General features: G+C 34.1%; 19 protein-coding genes and 2 tRNA genes. 13 read left to right on the top strand and 8 right to left on the bottom strand.

Annotated features, from left to right (window positions below; translation table 11 throughout):
• Window positions 1–17: 17 nt before the first annotated feature.
• The gene (locus JOD96_RS19055; RefSeq protein ID WP_209565813.1) at window positions 18–701 is read left to right on the top strand and encodes a hypothetical protein; all 684 of its coding nucleotides are present in this window, start codon (window positions 18–20) and stop codon (window positions 699–701) included.
• A gap of 110 nt (window positions 702–811) precedes the next feature.
• Here JOD96_RS19055 and JOD96_RS19050 read toward each other — a convergent pair whose 3' ends face one another.
• Complete coding sequence (locus JOD96_RS19050; protein WP_209565812.1) at window positions 812–1,126, bottom strand: HPF/RaiA family ribosome-associated protein; 315 nt, start codon at window positions 1,124–1,126, stop codon at window positions 812–814.
• A 355-nt stretch (window positions 1,127–1,481) separates the two neighbouring features.
• Between JOD96_RS19050 and JOD96_RS19045 the strand changes: the two genes are divergently transcribed.
• Complete coding sequence (locus JOD96_RS19045) at window positions 1,482–1,718, top strand: hypothetical protein (protein WP_209565811.1); 237 nt, start codon at window positions 1,482–1,484, stop codon at window positions 1,716–1,718.
• Window positions 1,719–1,852: 134 nt separating this feature from the next.
• Here the strand turns inward: JOD96_RS19045 and JOD96_RS19040 are convergent, their stop codons facing one another.
• The gene (locus JOD96_RS19040; RefSeq protein WP_209565810.1) at window positions 1,853–2,038 is read right to left on the bottom strand and encodes a hypothetical protein; all 186 of its coding nucleotides are present in this window, start codon (window positions 2,036–2,038) and stop codon (window positions 1,853–1,855) included.
• A 36-nt stretch (window positions 2,039–2,074) separates the two neighbouring features.
• Window positions 2,075–2,344, bottom strand: coding sequence for a hypothetical protein (locus tag JOD96_RS19035; RefSeq protein ID WP_209565809.1), 270 nt, complete (start codon window positions 2,342–2,344; stop codon window positions 2,075–2,077).
• Window positions 2,345–2,424: 80 nt separating this feature from the next.
• Here JOD96_RS19035 and JOD96_RS19030 point away from each other — a divergent pair, with 80 nt between their 5' ends.
• Window positions 2,425–2,631: a helix-turn-helix domain-containing protein gene (locus tag JOD96_RS19030; RefSeq protein ID WP_209565808.1), complete on the top strand. Its 207-nt coding sequence runs from the start codon at window positions 2,425–2,427 to the stop codon at window positions 2,629–2,631.
• Window positions 2,624–4,603 carry a DUF2075 domain-containing protein gene (locus tag JOD96_RS19025; RefSeq protein WP_209565807.1) on the top strand — a complete coding sequence of 660 codons (1,980 nt, stop codon included), beginning with the start codon at window positions 2,624–2,626 and terminating at the stop codon, window positions 4,601–4,603. Before JOD96_RS19030 ends, JOD96_RS19025 begins: the two co-directional genes overlap by 8 nt.
• A gap of 82 nt (window positions 4,604–4,685) precedes the next feature.
• On the opposite strand, the gene JOD96_RS19020 is transcribed toward JOD96_RS19025, so the two are convergent.
• Together JOD96_RS19020 and JOD96_RS19015 are read right to left on the bottom strand one after the other, a co-directional pair.
• Window positions 4,686–5,150: a hypothetical protein gene (locus JOD96_RS19020; RefSeq protein WP_209565806.1), complete on the bottom strand. Its 465-nt coding sequence runs from the start codon at window positions 5,148–5,150 to the stop codon at window positions 4,686–4,688.
• Window positions 5,151–5,340: 190 nt separating this feature from the next.
• The gene (locus tag JOD96_RS19015) at window positions 5,341–7,803 is read right to left on the bottom strand and encodes an AsmA-like C-terminal region-containing protein (RefSeq protein ID WP_209565805.1); all 2,463 of its coding nucleotides are present in this window, start codon (window positions 7,801–7,803) and stop codon (window positions 5,341–5,343) included.
• A gap of 240 nt (window positions 7,804–8,043) precedes the next feature.
• On the opposite strand from JOD96_RS19015, the gene trxA reads away from it, so the two are divergent.
• Window positions 8,044–8,382, top strand: a complete 339-nt coding sequence (trxA, locus tag JOD96_RS19010; RefSeq protein WP_116753810.1) for a thioredoxin — start codon at window positions 8,044–8,046, stop codon at window positions 8,380–8,382.
• A 349-nt stretch (window positions 8,383–8,731) separates the two neighbouring features.
• On the opposite strand, the gene JOD96_RS19005 is transcribed toward trxA, so the two are convergent.
• Window positions 8,732–10,822 (bottom strand): ATP-binding protein, encoded by a 2,091-nt coding sequence (locus tag JOD96_RS19005; RefSeq protein ID WP_209565804.1) that lies wholly within the window; start codon window positions 10,820–10,822, stop codon window positions 8,732–8,734.
• Window positions 10,819–11,526 (bottom strand): LytR/AlgR family response regulator transcription factor, encoded by a 708-nt coding sequence (locus JOD96_RS19000; RefSeq protein WP_209565803.1) that lies wholly within the window; start codon window positions 11,524–11,526, stop codon window positions 10,819–10,821. The genes JOD96_RS19005 and JOD96_RS19000 overlap by 4 nt, the downstream gene beginning before the upstream one ends.
• Window positions 11,527–11,730: 204 nt before the next feature.
• Between JOD96_RS19000 and JOD96_RS18995 the strand changes: the two genes are divergently transcribed.
• From JOD96_RS18995 to JOD96_RS18965, 7 genes are all read left to right on the top strand, one after another.
• Window positions 11,731–12,276 carry a hypothetical protein gene (locus tag JOD96_RS18995; protein WP_209565802.1) on the top strand — a complete coding sequence of 182 codons (546 nt, stop codon included), beginning with the start codon at window positions 11,731–11,733 and terminating at the stop codon, window positions 12,274–12,276.
• 50 nt (window positions 12,277–12,326) lie between these two features.
• Window positions 12,327–12,917: a DUF4082 domain-containing protein gene (locus JOD96_RS18990; RefSeq protein ID WP_209565801.1), complete on the top strand. Its 591-nt coding sequence runs from the start codon at window positions 12,327–12,329 to the stop codon at window positions 12,915–12,917.
• 194 nt (window positions 12,918–13,111) lie between these two features.
• The gene (locus JOD96_RS18985) at window positions 13,112–14,038 is read left to right on the top strand and encodes a DUF58 domain-containing protein (RefSeq protein ID WP_209565800.1); all 927 of its coding nucleotides are present in this window, start codon (window positions 13,112–13,114) and stop codon (window positions 14,036–14,038) included.
• An 86-nt stretch (window positions 14,039–14,124) separates the two neighbouring features.
• Window positions 14,125–14,198 (top strand) — tRNA-Asp (locus tag JOD96_RS18980).
• A 438-nt stretch (window positions 14,199–14,636) separates the two neighbouring features.
• Window positions 14,637–14,710, top strand: a tRNA-Asp gene (locus JOD96_RS18975).
• Window positions 14,711–14,766: 56 nt separating this feature from the next.
• Window positions 14,767–14,997: a GIY-YIG nuclease family protein gene (locus tag JOD96_RS22610; protein ID WP_209565799.1), complete on the top strand. Its 231-nt coding sequence runs from the start codon at window positions 14,767–14,769 to the stop codon at window positions 14,995–14,997.
• Window positions 14,998–15,139: 142 nt separating this feature from the next.
• Window positions 15,140–15,799 carry an HAD family hydrolase gene (locus tag JOD96_RS18965; protein ID WP_209565798.1) on the top strand — a complete coding sequence of 220 codons (660 nt, stop codon included), beginning with the start codon at window positions 15,140–15,142 and terminating at the stop codon, window positions 15,797–15,799.
• Window positions 15,800–16,450: 651 nt separating this feature from the next.
• On the opposite strand, the gene JOD96_RS18960 is transcribed toward JOD96_RS18965, so the two are convergent.
• Window positions 16,451–16,681, bottom strand: a complete 231-nt coding sequence (locus JOD96_RS18960; protein WP_209565797.1) for a helix-turn-helix domain-containing protein — start codon at window positions 16,679–16,681, stop codon at window positions 16,451–16,453.
• An 87-nt stretch (window positions 16,682–16,768) separates the two neighbouring features.
• Between JOD96_RS18960 and JOD96_RS18955 the strand changes: the two genes are divergently transcribed.
• Complete coding sequence (locus JOD96_RS18955; protein WP_209565796.1) at window positions 16,769–16,996, top strand: hypothetical protein; 228 nt, start codon at window positions 16,769–16,771, stop codon at window positions 16,994–16,996.
• Window positions 16,997–17,452: the final 456 nt, after the last annotated feature.

Below are 17,452 nucleotides of genomic sequence, written 5' to 3'. Positions count from 1 at the left end.
CTTTAAAAATCTACATCATGAATCCGAAAATAGTTATCAGTTCGTTAGTTCTTACCTCATTACTTTTTATTTCCTGTAAAAAAGAATTAGAACCACAGGAAAATACACCAACCTCAGAATTGGTAAAATTGGGACTGGTGAAAGATACGACGCAAGTAAATAAAACAAATCAGGTAGCTCAGGCACCTGCTACAAATCCGAATACGGTGATGAATGCAACCGGCGGAATAAATCCGGCACACGGGCAACCGGGTCATCGTTGCGATATTGCCGTTGGTGCGCCATTAAATTCGGCCCCGGCACAAACACAGCAAACCACAACTGCACAACCGGGGCAGACGGTACAAGTGAACCCGAATCAGCAAAAAACGGTAACTACTACCACAGTTGCAGCTCCTGTAAAAGTAGCCAAAGGAATGAATCCGTCGCACGGACAGCCGGGGCACAGATGTGATATTCCGGTTGGATCACCATTAAATTCTCCGGTTGCGACTACTACTGCAGCAGCCACTACCGGAAATACAGCAAAAAGCGGAACAACCTCTCAAAGTATTACCGTACCAACTCCGGCAAATAATAATGTTCCTGCCTTATTAAGTACAGGAGAAACGCCAAAAGTTGCCGAAGGGATGAATCCTGCACACGGACAGCCGGGCCATCGTTGTGATGTTGCCGTTGGAGCGCCGTTGCCGAAATCATAAAGAGGAAGTGACAAAGGTTCAAAGTTGCAAGGAAAACTCAGAACATTTTAAATTATAAAACAAAAAGACGTTTCGGTTGAAACGTCTTTTTTATTTGGGTTTTGAAAAATTTAGTGTTCCTTAATTTTTTCGAAAGTGGTAGTAAGTGATTTTTTGGCTTTTGCCAAAGCGCCGCTAAAAGCTTTTTCTATTGTATCAGAATGTTCTGTAACAGTGATTGGCTGTAATTTTACAGGACGAACCTCAATTGCGCATCTTTTGTCATTAAGACTAAATTTTTCTCCGTTTTCATCTCCAAAGTGAACTTCGACGCGGGTAATTTTATCTTCAAAGCGTTCTAAGCTTTTTTCTACTTCTGCAGAAAAATAGCTTTCTAATCTTGCGCTTCCTTCAATATTTTTATCGGTGTTGATTTGTACTTTCATAATCGGTTTATATTTAATGATTGTTTACTCAAAGCTATTTTTTTTAGCTTAAAAAGCCAAGCGAGTTAAGGAAACATTATGAATTTTTTTGAGAAGAACTCAACCCTTTTTGCCAGGCGGAGCGTCCCGAGGCTTCGGGAGAAGCCCTCACAATACTAAGCAGAATTTACTTTCGTAATCATACCAAAAACATTATGGTTTTTGGTATCTTTGCAGTCCTAAACTTTCAGATTATGAACATGACAAAACTTCTGCCCGCGCGGTACGCTGGCGGTATTGGAAACAACCGCAACGCTCTGAAAGGCGTAGGACAGCTAACCCGTTCGGGTTTTATATTTCCCTAAACTTTCAGATTATGAGTGTAAATTCCCTTTCAAAAGAAACCGAATTGCGATTAAACGAATTTTTCAACCAGGAGACTGATCCTGTAAGATTCGCAAAAACAATTCGAAAAGTGAATTATCTTCTCGCCATGTCCCTGATGCGAGACTGCGAAACTATGCAAATTGACCCAAAAGCAGTCGAACAAGGTTTCTTCTGGCTGAATGAATTAGCAGAGATCCTGAATCCTTATTTGGAAACTGATAATTAAGTTTTTTATACATGAAAAGCCACTGTAAAAGTGGCTTTTTTATTTTTTGTGATTGTTTTGTTCCGCCTATTTTGTCATTTCGGAGAATGAGAAATCTTCGTAAGTAACTCAGCAATAATTGCGTTTATAAGAATTCAAATCCTTTTAATTTTTAATTTTGTTATGTGATCACAACCATCACATTTTACAAAACTGTTATCATCTACAAATATATCTATTTCAATTTCGTAATCACAAACAGGGCAATTATAAATAACATCTATAATTTTTATAGGTGGATGAAGCACAGTTGGAATTTCTAAAATTGAATATTCTATCATATTTTGTATTTTTTAGGAATAAATAGTTTCTCTATATTATCCAAATTTTATGTAATCATATATAAAATCATTTGTGTCTTCTCCTTCAGAATCAAACTTCAAAATAATTCTAGAGCAAAGATTCTCCACCCAATTTTCAATTTCTTCAATTGAATTAATTTTATTGAGAAAAAGTAAAAGTTTATTTTTATTTGTAAAATCATCTATAAACATAACAATATCTTCTTTAAAACTGTCAGCGTAATTTTCATTTGGTTGCGACAAATATTTTTCTAAATGCTGAATCTTTTCTTCAAAACTTAACATAGGATTTTTATTTCAAAGATAAACAAAAACCCGACTATACTCCGTTGTTTTAGAGTCTACATTTTCCAACTTTTGTTTCTATGGATATTAAGAAAAAATTTGGACTTAAAATTAAAGAGCTTAGAAAACTCAAAGGTTTATCTCAAGAAAAGCTAGCCAATTTAGCAGAGATAGATCGTACTTATTTGCCAACGATTGAAAAAGGAGAAAGAAATGTTTCTATTGAAGTTGTTGAGCGATTGGCGAATGCTTTAGAGGTTAAGGTAAAAGACTTGTTCGATGAATAGGGCTTATTATTCGAATTTTATTTGCGATTTCTGTATAGAAGATCGAGATAGTATTTATGGGAAAATTTCTGGCGGATATGATTTAAATAAATTGACTATTCAGCAATCTAATGCTTGGCAAAGTCAAATTAAGATTCTAAAGCAGACAATTTTAAATTTTAATGGAAAAGTTTATTTTGAATTTACAATTCCAAGAATGGGTAAAAGGGTTGATAATATTTTAATTATCGATAATTGCATCTTTGTTTTAGAATTTAAAATTGGTTCAAATACTTACGATAAATATGCGAAAGATCAGGTTTTTGATTATGGGTTAGATTTAAATAATTTCCACGAAGGAAGCCACAATAAAATTATTATACCAATTTTAATTGCTGATAATGGGAGTAATTGCATAAATGGTTACAAAAAAACTCTTGATAATTTATATGAAACTATTGTAGCGAATGAAAATAATTTAACTGAAGTTATAGTTGAGACTTTAGAAAAATTCAAAAGCTCTGAAATTATAAATGTTGAAAATTGGGAAAATTCAATATACAAACCAACTCCTACTATTATAGAAGCAGCTACAGCTTTATATAAAAAACATAAGGTTTCTGAAATATCAAGAAGTGATTCTGGAGCAGAAAATTTATCAGTCACCTCAGAATGTATTTCTGAAATTATAGATTATTCTAAAAATAAAAAGAGAAAATCAATTTGTTTCATTACTGGAGTTCCTGGAGCAGGAAAAACATTAGCAGGATTGAATATTGCCAATTTACGTTCAAATTATGAAGAGGAAGAGCATGCTGTTTTTCTTTCTGGGAATGGTCCTTTAGTTGATGTTTTACGTGAAGCCTTGGCGAGAGATAAAGTTAAGTCCGCTAGAGAAGAAAATTCAATTATAACAAAATCTTCAGCAACTTCTCAAGTAAAATCATTTATTCAAAATATTCATCATTTTAGGGATGCTTCAATAAAAGATGAAAAAGCTCCAATCGAAAAAGTAACTATTTTTGATGAAGCTCAAAGAGCGTGGACAAAAGAACAAGCTTCAAGCTTTATGAAGAGAAATAAAGGTGTTTCAGATTTTAACAAATCAGAACCTGAGTTTCTTATTGAAGTAATGGACAGACATGATGATTGGTGCACAATTGTTTGTTTGATTGGAGGCGGGCAAGAAATAAATACAGGAGAAGCTGGCTTAGAAGAATGGATTAGACCATTTTCAAACAAGTTTCAAGGTTGGGATATTTATTATTCTTCTAAAATTGTTGAAGACGAAAATTACATCAAGGACAAAGAAGTATTGTTGATCTTAAGTAATAAAAAAGCAATCAAAAAGGATGAGTTACATTTATCAGTTTCTCTTAGATCATTTAGAAGTGCTCAATTATCGAGTTTTATTCAGGAAATAATTAATAATAACATTGAAAATGCTAAAGAAATCTATGAGCTTTTTATTAAAGAATATTATCCAATAAAAATAACTCGTGATTTGGAGAAAGCTCGAAATTGGCTTAAAAATTCTGCAAAAGGATCAGAAAGAATTGGAGTTGTTGCATCGTCAGGAGGAATTCGTTTACGACCTTTTGGATTAAATGTAAAAGCTAAAATTGATGCCCCAATTTGGTTTTTAAATGATAAAGATGATATTCGTTCGTCTTATTTTCTTGAGGAAGTTGCCACTGAATTTGATATTCAAGGATTAGAATTAGATTGGACTTGTGTTGCTTGGGATGGAGATTTGTTTTATTATGATAAGAAGTGGAATTATAGAAAATTTAAAGGAACTAAATGGCAAAATATCAATAGTTCGGAAATCACAAATTACTTAATTAATTCATATAGAGTTTTATTGACAAGAGCTAGACAAGGAATGATAATTTATATTCCTTTTGGTAACAATGAGGATGTTACAAGGCCAGAATTTATGTATGATGGAACTTTTGAATTCTTTAAATCATTAGGAATTGTAGAGATTTAAGATATAATTAAATTTGACTTTTTTTTAAAATAATATCCCAAAACCATCTAAGTTTTGGGGTATTTTGGAAAGCGACTCTTATCTAAAGATTTTCAGGAAAAGCAATGTTGAAATAATTTTCAAACGCCTTGCAAAGTAATTCTTTGTCTACTTCAAATAACTCGTTCCTAATATTCCAATCTTTGATATTTTCTTCATCTTGTTCGCAAATTTCTTCACCGAAAAGTTTTCTAGTCAGTATATCACTTAGCAAAACATTATCACAACCAGAGTAATTAGGATAATATTTCTCAATGAACAACCAATAATCAAATTTATCCTCATCTTCTTCATCTTCTTTGCTTTTGTGTTCAGATTCTTTAATTATTTCAATTTCCATCCAGCCAATTGCTTCGTCAATACCTTTATAAAATGCATTTCTTTCTTCTCGAGAATCAAAATTGTATTTTTTTAAGTTGATGATTTTTTCAAAATCATTAAAAGCTTGATTGTTATGAAATTTCCTTATTTGATCTTTTCCGAAAATTATTTCTGCTAAATATTTCATTTTTGATAATGTTGTTTTGTTTTTTTTAAGTTGTAACTAAATCAAATGTATTTAAGTTCTAGAAATTGACCTGCGTACAATTGACCTCATTAATTTTTAGTTTTCAACTTTTTATGAACTTTATTTTTTCCAGATTTAGACATAAAAAAACCAGTCATTTCTGACTGGCATCTTTCTGTTTTTTATAAAATTACTTCCCTTTCTTTCCCCACTTAATCTTCATCTTCCCATTTTCATCCATAGCAAGTAGGTGCAAAACAATACCGCGTTCTCTAACGGCATCTCGTTCTTCTTTGCTTTCTAGTTTTGCATCGTTTTTGGAGTTGCGAAGCGGAACCGTCAGCGCGAGATTGGTGCCCCGGCCAAAGGAGTAAACGCCTTCTATATCGAAGTTGAGCACGCTGGAACTTATGGTAAGATCGTTCACGTCTATTTGTTCGCCGCGAAGTGTAAGATCGCCGGATAAATCACTGAAAGTAATGTTTTTGACATCGCGAAACGGAAACGCAAATTTGCCGACTTTGACAATAGGCTCAAAATTGACTAAAGCACCCTGAATGACATTAAATTTTAAACTTCCGCGCATGGAGTTCACAATCAAATCGCCTTTGCTGCTCATGAGTCCAGTAATATTGGCCTTGCTGCTGAGTTTTCCTTTTATGTTTTTTGGATCAAAAGATTTGATTTCGAAGTTATTAAAGGATCTTAAAAAGCTGGCAATATCCACACGATTGACTTGTGCTACAGAACTAAATACAAAATAATTTCCTTTGGGCTCGATCGCGCCGTTAAAAGCAATTGTGCCTCCGGAGGTTTTTACAGTTCCGTTTTTGAGCAATAACTTGGAATCCAGCATTTGCAGGGTTGCGCGCGTATCAGTCGCTGTGAGCGCGCCGTAATTGAGTTTGTCGGCTTTTAGGTTGATGATAACGCTGCATTTTTCGATTACCGATTTCATCTGGTTCGAGAAATTGACATTCTTTTTGGTCGATTTCTTCTGAGCGGTTTTCTGTGACTGCGATTTTTTCAGCACTCCCAAAAACTGTTTTACATCGATATTTGGGCAGTAAATATTCCAGTTTACGACCATTTTTTCGGGCGCATCGTAATAGAGATTCAGGAAATTATCGATTTTTCCGTTGATCTGTATGATGTTCTTTTTGTGTTTGTAAGCAATTTTTTTAATGAAAAGCGCTTGTTCTGTAAACGACAATTGCACAGCCGTTTTCTCTGCCCGAATGTTTTTGGGAACAAAATCAAATGTGGCTTCTTGTATGTCTACTTCGCCAATAAAACGGGGTTTGGTGATGTATAAATCGACAATATCAAACTGAAATTTTAGGTTGGCACGGGCATGACCGCTTTCAAAATGAAACATTTTTTCATTCATCATTGCGTTTAGTTTTGTCACATCAAAATCAGCATTTATGAGTCCTGTCGCAATGGGTTTTTCTAAATTGCTAATCACAGCCTGTGGAATTTTTAGCGGAATGGTTTCGTAATCTCCGGTAAAATGAGTGAGTACAACAGCAGAATTGGGATCATTAAATCCTTTTTGGGGCTTAAAATTATTGGTAAAAATACCCCTGAAACTGCAATTGGTAAACACGCCGTCGGGAATCGTTAGTTCGTTGTTTTTGATGAAGGCCTGCACAACAATTTTAGGATCGCCTTCTACATTCAGGTCGCCTTTTATGTCGCAGTTTACATCAATTGGGTTCTTTAAATTAAACTGATTCAGCTTGGTACTAATGTTTCCGGATAATAAGTCAGATGCATTTTTCCATAAAATATGAGTCCCGATATTGATTCCGAAAAGGGAATTTCTGCCGATATTAAAATACGCTTTGATATCAAACTGATCTGAACCAATTTTGAATTTTTGGGTCTCGACCGTTATTTTTTGACTTTCCTCTGCATACGAAATATCCAGATTGCCTTCAACTTCTCTTTCTTTGGCAAAACTGCCGTGAACGGTATTAAAAGCCAGGCTGTTTATTTTGGTTTTAAGATACAAATTGGTCTGCCAGTTATCATCAGCAAATTTTACTTTTGATTCTAATTTTAGTACTTCAAAATCAAATAATTTGTGGCCCAGATGATTGTCTATTATTAAATGAACATTGTTGAGGTTGATTTCGTCAATTGTAGTTTCGCGTTTTTCGTTGTCTGTGTCTTTTTTATTTTTTGGTTTAAAGATATTGACATTAGAATACCCGTTTTGGGCTTTATAAATATAAATATCGGCGTCGTTGATGAGGATTTTATGAATATTGATTTCGTTTTGCAATAAACTCCAAACGTTTAAACGTGCTTCAATTTCTTTTGCTTTTAGTAAAGTATGTTTGTGTGTTGGGTAAAGTTTGTCTTTGACTTCGACTTCTTTTAAGGCAAGTGTAAAATTCGGAAAACCGGTCAGGAACTTGTATTGAAAATCAGAAATATGAAATTCGCCATTTATGTTTTCATTGATTTTAGTGTTTATTTTGGCGATTATTTCTGTTTTATTGCGATTAAAATAAAAAGACAAAGCGCCCGAAGCAAGGAGAATTAAAGCCATACAGACTAAAATAAAAATGCCAAACCGCCTGGCATATTTTGCCAAAGGTGCCGATTGAAACCATTGTTTTATTTGGAGTAAAGCCGCTTTCATCTTAATAATTAAGGATATTAAAGATAAGGTAAAAATCTGACGATATTTCAAAAAATCCGTACATTAGCGCGTTGTAGGTTTTAACTTTCAAAATAAGAATTTTAGTATTAATATAATTAATGACAATACGTTTATAATGAAAACTAATTTATGAATGACGTTTGATTGGTTTAAAATTTCTAAATTTGTACTCAAGTTAAAGAACTAATTAAAAAATGTTCCCTCGGAGAGATCAAAGGGATGAACTTAAATAAAATTATTATGGCATTAGCAATAACAGATGCTACTTTTGATGAAGTAGTTTTGAAATCAGATAAACCAGTAATGGTAGATTTTTGGGCAGCATGGTGCGGTCCTTGTAGAATGGTTGGTCCGATCATTGACCAATTAAGTGATGAATACGCAGGTAAAGTTGTGGTTGGTAAAGTAGATGTAGATGCTAACCAGGAATTTGCTGCAAAATATGGTGTGCGCAACATACCAACCGTTTTGGTTTTTCATAACGGTGAAGTAGTAGGAAAACAAGTAGGAGTAGCTCCGAAACAAACCTACGCAGATAGTTTAGACGCTTTGTTGTAATCGTAAGATTATAATTTATATAAGGAAGGTTTGGCGAAAGTCAAGCCTTTTTTATTGGATTTTTTTGCCACGAATTGCACTAATTTCCACGAATTAATATTTTTTTGCCACAGATTAAAATGATTAAAATGATTTTCTAATCTGTGAGAATCATTTTAATCTGTGGCGAAAGTCAGGCCTTTTTTAGTTATATTTTTTTGCCTCGAATTGCACTAATTTCCACTAATTAATCAAAGAGATTAAAAGTTTTTTAAATTTCACGCAGATTGTGCAGATTGGCAGGATAAAGGTTTTTTAGTTAATCCGCTAAATCTGCACAATCTGCGTGAGAAGAAATAATTCGTGGAAATTAGTGCAATTCGTGGCAAAATTTTAGCGTAAACGTAGTCCCAAAACCAGTTCTGGAATCGACCTCGATTTTGCAGTTTATGGCGTTGGCGAGATCCCGGATCAGATGTAATCCTAAACCGGATTTAATCCCGACCACTTCAGAATCATCATAAAGAGCCTTAAATTTTTCCTTAGTTCCGCCAGAACCGTTATCTGTTACAGAAAGATAATTGGTATTGTTTGCGTTCCAGGCTTTCCAGATAATGTGTCCGTCTGGCATTTTGCCAAGAGCCTGAATGGCATTTCCGGTTAGATTTCTGATGATTGTTTTTAAATAATTTTCATCGGTTTCCAGAATGATGTTTTCAGGATTTTCAAATGTAATTTTTACGTTATCTGCACTCGAAAAATGTTTTTGGGTTTCTTCAAACAAAACAGCGACAGCCACTTTTTTATGCTGAGGTTCAAAGTTTTCCATTTGCCCTTTGCTCCAAAGCAAAATATCTTCCATAGACGACAATAAGTTTTCGGCTCCGGTAATAATTTTGTTTTGCATTCTGGCAGCAGTTTCTTCGTCTATAAGTTCAGGGCTTTCTTTTTGGAGATGCAAAAAGTGGATTAAATTAGAAACCGGGCTTCTCAAATCATGATTTAAGATTCCAAAAAAACGCGCTTTTATTTTATTGGCCTCATCCAGTTCCTGATTTAAAAGCTGTAGTTTTTGATTTGTTTTTTTGCGGTTCCGGCTTTGGTTAAATACTAATAATCCGATTATAGCGACAAGCAAAATACCGCCAATTAAAAAATACCGTTGTTTTGTGGCTTCCTCAATCTGAATGTTTTTTACTGTATTCTGAATCGAGAGATTTTTTATTTCCTGTCCTTTTGTTTTGTTCTGATAGCGTGCTTCGGCATTGGCGATATTCTGTTTGGCAGATTCCTGCAGCATTTCGTCATTATACTTGCTGTAGATTTCGTTGTAGTGATAAGCTTCTTTCCAGTTTCCCAAAGCAGCATAACTTTGCGAGAGTTTTTTATTAATGATTACAAAGGATTCCTTGTCGTAAGTCAGGGCATTTTTTGAAGCAAGGGTAAGAATTTCAATAGCCTTTTTGTACTCTTTTTTTTCATATAAAACACGCCCCATTACCGCATTGGCTTCCATTAAAATTTCATCATCATTGGATTTTTCTCCAAGCAAAACCGCTTTTTTGGCATACTTATAAGCCGCATTTATTTGATTTTTACCTATAGAAAACTCAGACATGCTACGGTTGGCAAAGCTCAGATTTAGAAACAGAGAATCCTTTTTGGAAGGATAAGTATATATCAAATTGTAATATTTCTTAATGCTGTCCGATTTTTTTAGCGGAATAAAACACTGCAGATAGTAATTGCATAAAAAAGCACTGACATAAGGGGAATTTTTTACATAAGGTTTTGCTTCATTCAAATATTCGATTGCCTTATTGTATTGTTTCATTTTTACATACGCACTCCCAATCTGGCTATATGAAATACCAATATTTTCGTTATTTACTGCACTTTTATCAAGTAACTTTTTGTAGTTAATAGCTTTTAACTGAAAATGAATAAAGGATTCATATTCTGAATAATCGAGATAATATTCTCCCAGGCTTCCGTTGAGAACAGCCTGTGTATAAGAGTTTTTTGTAGTGTCAAGTACTTTTTTGATATAAGTAATTAATTCTTTTCGTTTTGAGGTTTGATTAAGCGAATAATAAATATAATTCAGGCGCATCAAAGAAGATGTTTCATTTTTTAGGTGTCTGGCTTTTTGTGCATATTTTAAAGCAAACTCATAATTTACCAAAGCTTTTTCGTACTGATTATTGCTAAACTCATAAGCAACACCTTTATAGAGATAAAACCTACTCCTGTAAGCAGGATGGTTTTTAGAAAGACTAATTCCCTTTTCTACAATTGATAATAGTTTTGGATAATCTTCTAAATCTAAAACCTCATTAGCATATTTTAGCCAGATTTTGAGTTTTTGGTCAGTGGTTTTATAACGGTCAAGATTGGGTTCCTGTTGGGCAAAAACCAAATTCGGAAACAAATACAAAAACCATAAACCTATTCTTTTCATGAAATCAGGTTTAGGTTTTCCTTATAACTTCTTCCTACCGGAATAGCTACATTATTGTTTAAAAGGATTTCGCTCGAATTTATTTTCTGGATGAATTGTTTCTGAACGGCAAAACTCCGATGAATGCGAATAAAAGACTGAAAATGATCTTCTTTTAATAAATTTCCGATGCTTGATAAAACACAATGTCTTTTTTTATCTGTAATAATCAGCGTATAATCCTTAAGGGCTTCGAGATACAAAATTTCATGTAATTTGACTTTCGTCTGTTCGTGCCCTTCTTTTATATAAATCGTGTCACCGCCAATACTGGCTTCAAAAAGAGAAGCCTTGAGTTTAATTTCCATAAACTCCTCAATGCGGTTAACGGTTTGAGTAAAACGATCGAGTTTTAAAGGCTTTACTATAAAATCTAAAGTTTCGATCTGAAAGCTTTCTACAGCATGTTCGGGATGAGCAGTTATAAAAACGCAAACCGGAATTTCTAATGCTTTTTTCCTGAAATCAATTCCGTTTAAACCCGGCATATCAATGTCAAGAAACAAAATATCAATATTTTCTTTTTCTAAAAAAGGAAGCGCATCTTCTGCATCTTCAAAAACACCCAAAATATCCAGAATCGGAAATTTTTTAGCGAAAGACAATACAGTTAATCTATCAATTTCGTCGTCATCAATAATAATACAAGTGTATTTTTTCATCATTCGAACCTCAATTTATGTTGTCTGTCTATTTAAAATGTTGTTTGTCTATTGGCTGTTTTCAGGCCCGTTTTATCGGCGCAAATTTGTCCTGTAATTAATTCAAAAGCTGGAAATAAACATCAAATATAGCTTTCTGACTGTTACAAAAATAATGTTATTGAATTAAATACGAATCATTTAACGAATTTTAAAACTAAAATTATTATGAAATTTTTAAAACCAATTATTACAATTTTTTTTCTTGCAATTTTTACGATTTCATGCAGCAGCGATGACGGAACTGATGGTGTTGATGGTGTTAATGGACAAGCAGGCGCACCGGGAGCAACAGGAACAGCAAATGTTATTTATAGTGCATGGTTAACAGCTCCGGTGGCCGCTGCAGAATCAGTAGACGGAACTTCTGGAATGTCTACAAGTCTTGTCGCTCCGGAATTAACAGAGGATATTGTTTCAAAAGGAACCGTATTAGTGTATGTGTCTTTTGGTTCTGGCACATTTTCATTGCCTTATACATCAACAGCAGGTGGATTTGTTAATACAATTACCGCTATTTCTTCTGTCAAGAAAATCAAATTATTCAGATTTAGACATGATCAGGCCGCAACTGTAAATCTTCCTACATCACTTAGCTGGAGGTATATTTTGATTCCAGGAGGAGTTGCTGCTGCGACATCCAAAACGGCAAAATTGGATTATTCTAAAATGAGTTACGAAGAGGTATGTGCACACTTTAATATTCAACAATAGTTTGCGGGAGAAGAGAATAGAATTATAAAACGACCTAAAATTTTAATATTATGAAAACTTTAAAAACCATTTTTACAATCATGTTACTTTCAATTTTTATCTCATCATGCAGTAGTGATAGCGACAATGATAATGATAACAAGCCAAAATTTGAAACCGAAAATCCATTGGCAGCTTATTATACTCAAACCGGTTTTTCTACTGTAACCAATTTCATTGATTCGGGGGATTATGAATTTGGACTTGTATTTACACCAACAGTTAAAGGAAAAATTAAAGCAATTACTTTAAAATTACCGGCCGTAAGCCCAGCAGTACGTGTTACGATCTGGGATTATGAGACTAAGGCTGTAGTGCGCACAGAAACGCTAAACGTGGCAACAGCAGATGTTCAGGTTTCAAAAGAAATTAGTGAACTGGCTCTGGAAAAAGACAAAAAATACCTGATTTCCATGAATGGAAATGACTGGTACAAAAAAAACAAGGCAGATAATACTGCTGCTACTTATCCAATAGTTGCCGGAAATATTACATTTAATGAATACAGATGGCTTTCGGGAACGGCACAGACTTTTCCAACAAGCGTTTCGGCAACTTACAATGCCGGAGATTTAAGTTTTGATTTTCAGCAAACGGAGTAATTTGTTTTAAATAGTTTAATTAGTAGTAAAGGTCTGGCGTAAGTCAGGCCTTTTTTTGGTAATTAGGAAAAAATCCGCGAATTAGTGACCGACTTTTTTAAAGAAAACCCTAATTTTATTCCGATATTAAAACAAAACCTGTTTCAGGCAGCAGACGGCTTAAACCGCAAGCAGAATATAAAAAAAGAAACCGAATGAAAATCGAATCAGAAATAGAGAAAGTTTCCAGTTTTCAGCATCTCGAAATGCTGGCCAATCAGGTTGTAGAAGGTTTTATTTCGGGAATGCACAAAAGCCCGTTTCACGGATTTTCGGCAGAATTTGCAGAACATAAAGTCTATAATGCCGGCGAAAGTACCAAACATATTGATTGGAAGTTGTTTGCCAAAACAGATCGCTTGTACACCAAACGTTTTGAGGAGGAAACCAATTTGCGCTGTCATATTATTGTAGATAATTCTTCGTCAATGCATTATCCTGAACTAAAATCAAATCAGCCTTTTTATGAAAAGAAAATCGGGTTTTCAGTTTTAGCTTCGGCGGTTTTAATGAATATTTTAAAGAAACAGCGCGATGCCGTTGGCTTAAGCGTTTTCTCAGATCACTACGAATATTATGCTCCCGAAAAAGGAAGTGATCGCCATCACAGAATGCTGCTCAATAAACTGGAGCAATTACTGGAACAGCCAAAAGTCAAAAAAAACACCAATACCATTACTTACCTGCATCAGATTGCAGAGAAAATGCACCGTCGTTCGATGATTATTTTGTTTACCGATATGCTTCAGTCAGAAGATGATGAAAAATTATTTAATGCCCTGCAGCATCTTAAACATAACAAACACAAAGTCGTTCTGTTTCATGTTGTTGATTATAAAACAGAGCTGAAATTTGATTTTGATAATACACCGCGAAAATTTATTGACCTCGAATCCGGAGAAGAAGTATCGATTTTTGCAGATAATGTAAAAGAAGAATACGAAAAACGAGCAGAAGAATACTTTAAAAACCTTTCTTTGACCTGTGCAAAGAACCAAATTAAGTACGTTCCGGTAAATGTTGGCGACAGTTTTGAAAAAATACTGACTACATATTTAGTTGAAAAACAAAACTTTGTATAATATTTTAAATATTTATTTTATTTTTTTTGCAAAAACACTTGCAGAAATGAAATTCTGTACTATCTTTGCAACCGCAATAACGCAGAGGTTTGGTAGTTCAGTTGGTTAGAATACATGCCTGTCACGCATGGGGTCGCGGGTTCGAGTCCCGTCCAGACCGCAATATTGGGAGAAGCCTTTCTTAACAGAAAGGCTTTTTTGCCCAAATACGGTATCTAAGATTAGTTGTGTTGTTTTGCTACGAATTTGTAACTCGTAGCTGGTTTAGTAGTTAGACCAATGAAAAGCTTTCCACTTTTGTGGATGGCTTTTTTGATTTAAGGCATGTCGGGATTAACCGCAAAGGGCGCTAAGAATTTACGCAAAGTCCGCAAAGTTTTTTTTAAAGCTTTGCGGACTTTGCGTTTTTAACCTTGCGTTCTTTGCGGTTAAATAAAGGCTTTTTTGATTCCAACATCGGAATTTGGTCCCGAAGCCCCGGGTTTAAAATCTTGGAATTTATTTAAAATCAGAGGATTAAAAATTTATTGATTTTATTCGCAAAAACCCTTGCAGAATCCAACTTCTATTGTATTTTTGCACTCACAATAACGCAGTGGGTTTGGTAGTTCAGTTGGTTAGAATACATGCCTGTCACGCATGGGGTCGCGGGTTCGAGTCCCGTCCAGACCGCTTAAATATTAAAATGCCTTTCTTAATGGAAAGGCATTTTTTTTTATAATTATGCCTTGATTTATGTTTTGGTTTATATTATTTATTCAAAAACTTTTGACATTTATTACAAAGGTTTTAGCGAAGATGTTCCCCATAGATTATTATATCACAATGAAAATAGAAGTAAATATACTTCTAATAAAGGACCATGGGAATTTCAGGTTTCAGCTTTTTCATTTTATGTCATCCTGAGAACGAAGGTCCACACGAGAAGCTCCGCACAGAAATTCGCCAATCTTATGTAGAGTTCCGTTTGTTGTCCTTTGTTCCTCAGGATGACAAGCAATCAATCTGAAATAGCCATCAGGACTGCGAAAAACCTTGCGAATCTCTGTGAAATAAAGCTTTATTACCCTATCTTGCGAACCGTTAAAACAAAAATAGAATATGAGCCAACAATGTGTAATTTTTGACATGGACGGCGTGATTTGTCACACCAATCCGCATCATGTAAAAGCTTTTGAAGCCTTCTTTGATAATTACAAAATTCCTTATACAGAGCAGGAATTTGAAGACCATATGTACGGAAAACATAACGGTTATATCCTGACATATTTCTTTAAACGTGCTATCGCCGGAGAGGAACTTACAAAACTCGAAGACGAAAAAGAATCGATGTTTCGTGATATTTATAAAGACAAAGTCGAAACAATTCCGCATTATTTGAAGTTTTTGGACGAACTAAAATCCCGCAACTTTAAAACTGCCGTTGCAACCTCTGCACCGCGCGCCAATCTCGATTTGATCATAAACGCTTTGCAAATAGAAGACAAAATGGATTCTATGATGTCAAGTGAAGACGTACAACATCATAAACCAAATCCTGAAGTGTATCTAAAATCTGCTGAACGTGTGGGGGTTTCTCCGTCTGATTGTGTGGTTTTTGAAGATTCTTTTTCGGGTGTTACAGCGGGGCTAAATGCCGGAATGAAAGTAGTAGGTGTTTTGAGCACGCATACAAAAGAACAGCTTCCGCCATGTGATTTTTATATCAATGATTATGGTGAAATCAATGTCGATAAGGTTTTGGAATTACTGAAAAGGTAATAAAATTCCAATTATTATCCCGAGGCTTCGGGACCAAATTCAAAACTACACAAGACACGAGAGATCCTGATTGCGATGGACGGATTAAAATCCATCCCTACAATACTTTTTGTTCCGATGGAACTTCTTTATAAAAATTCCGTAGGAATGATTTATTCTATAGCAATGGATTTTAATCCGTTGAAACGAAAAGTAATCACAAACTAAGCGGATTATTAGCATTTAAAAAAAATCCAAATGAATTGCCTCCTGCTTTAGCTGGAGGTTTTTTTGTTTGAAGAAAAGGCTTTTAGCTGAAATTTGAAATCGAATTATGTATTATCTTGAAAGAAGATAATTATAAGCATTGTAATTGTAAATACAAAAACAGAAGAACTTACTAAAAGCCAAAAAAGTTTTAAAAATAATTTGGTTTTCAAATCCCGAACAATCAAAATAGAATTTGCTAAGGAGAAAATAATAAGTACAAGACATGTAAGGAAAATTCCAATGTTGCCATAAACATATATCCATCGAAATTCGAGAGAATATCTAAATTTCTGAATATAATGTTTTGTTAGACAGCTTAAAATAAATAAAGCAGGAATTGCAATAGCAAACTTTTGTGTAAGATGGAGATTCTTGTATTTATTCAATGTAAAACTTCTAGAATTATTTCAAAGGAAAATCAAACAATACTTTAGGTTCAATATCCAAAGCATTGGCGATTTTCACAAGAGTTCGTACAGTAGTATTTATTTCAGCTCTTTCTATTCTGCCAATTTGAGTTTTGCGTATATCACAATCATCAGCCAAATCTTGTTGAGATAAACCTTTCTTTTCACGTAGTTGTCTAATGTGAATGCCAAGATTTGCAATAAAGGTTTCTTCTGAAATATCCATATTTCAAAATTCATTAGATTTATTTTTGGCGTGGTCACATTTATGTGTCTAAAAGTATTATATTTGAGATGAATAAAAAATAAGACAATGGCTACAAATACTTTTTCAGAAGAGATGGAAATTAAGTTAGTTGATTTTTTTGCAAATGATATTGACCCTAAAGACATGGCGAAGTCAATACGAAAAGTGAATTATTTATTGGCCTTAAACGCAATGAAGGAAAAAGGAAATCTAGGTGTAGAAAATCTGGAAAATTGTTTTTATTGGCTAAATGAGTTAGCAGAAATTTTAAATCCTTATTTGGAGGCTGAGTAAGAAAAAGAATTGTTTTAAACAAAGTTCATTTCGACGAAAGGAGAAACCAAAAGAGCAAATCGACAAAAATTGATTCCCCCCAGAATTTTTTTCATGATGTACGCTTGTCGGTAATGCTAAAAATCTCCTTTCGTCAAGATGAATTAAATTGGTTTGTTCAATAACAAATTGCAAAGTTTGTCATTCCGAGGAACGAGGAATCGCACAAGAAATTCCACAAAGAGAATCGCCAATCTTTGTCGAGCTGCATGTGATTCCTCGTTCCTCGGAATGACAAATATTGGGATTATTTTCGTTTCAAACGGAAATATTATAATGAAGTTTGATCAGACATAAACATATTGCAGGAACGAATTTTAATGGATCAATACATATTGTTGTGGGGAAATATTAAAATCTAGATATTTGTATTTTAAAAACACATAGAAATGCAGGATTCTTTTATTGACCTTCTCA

The organism is Flavobacterium sp. 1355 (assembly GCF_017833415.1).
In the GTDB taxonomy this organism is placed as follows: domain Bacteria; phylum Bacteroidota; class Bacteroidia; order Flavobacteriales; family Flavobacteriaceae; genus Flavobacterium.
This window is presented reverse-complemented; position numbering and strand designations above follow the sequence as displayed.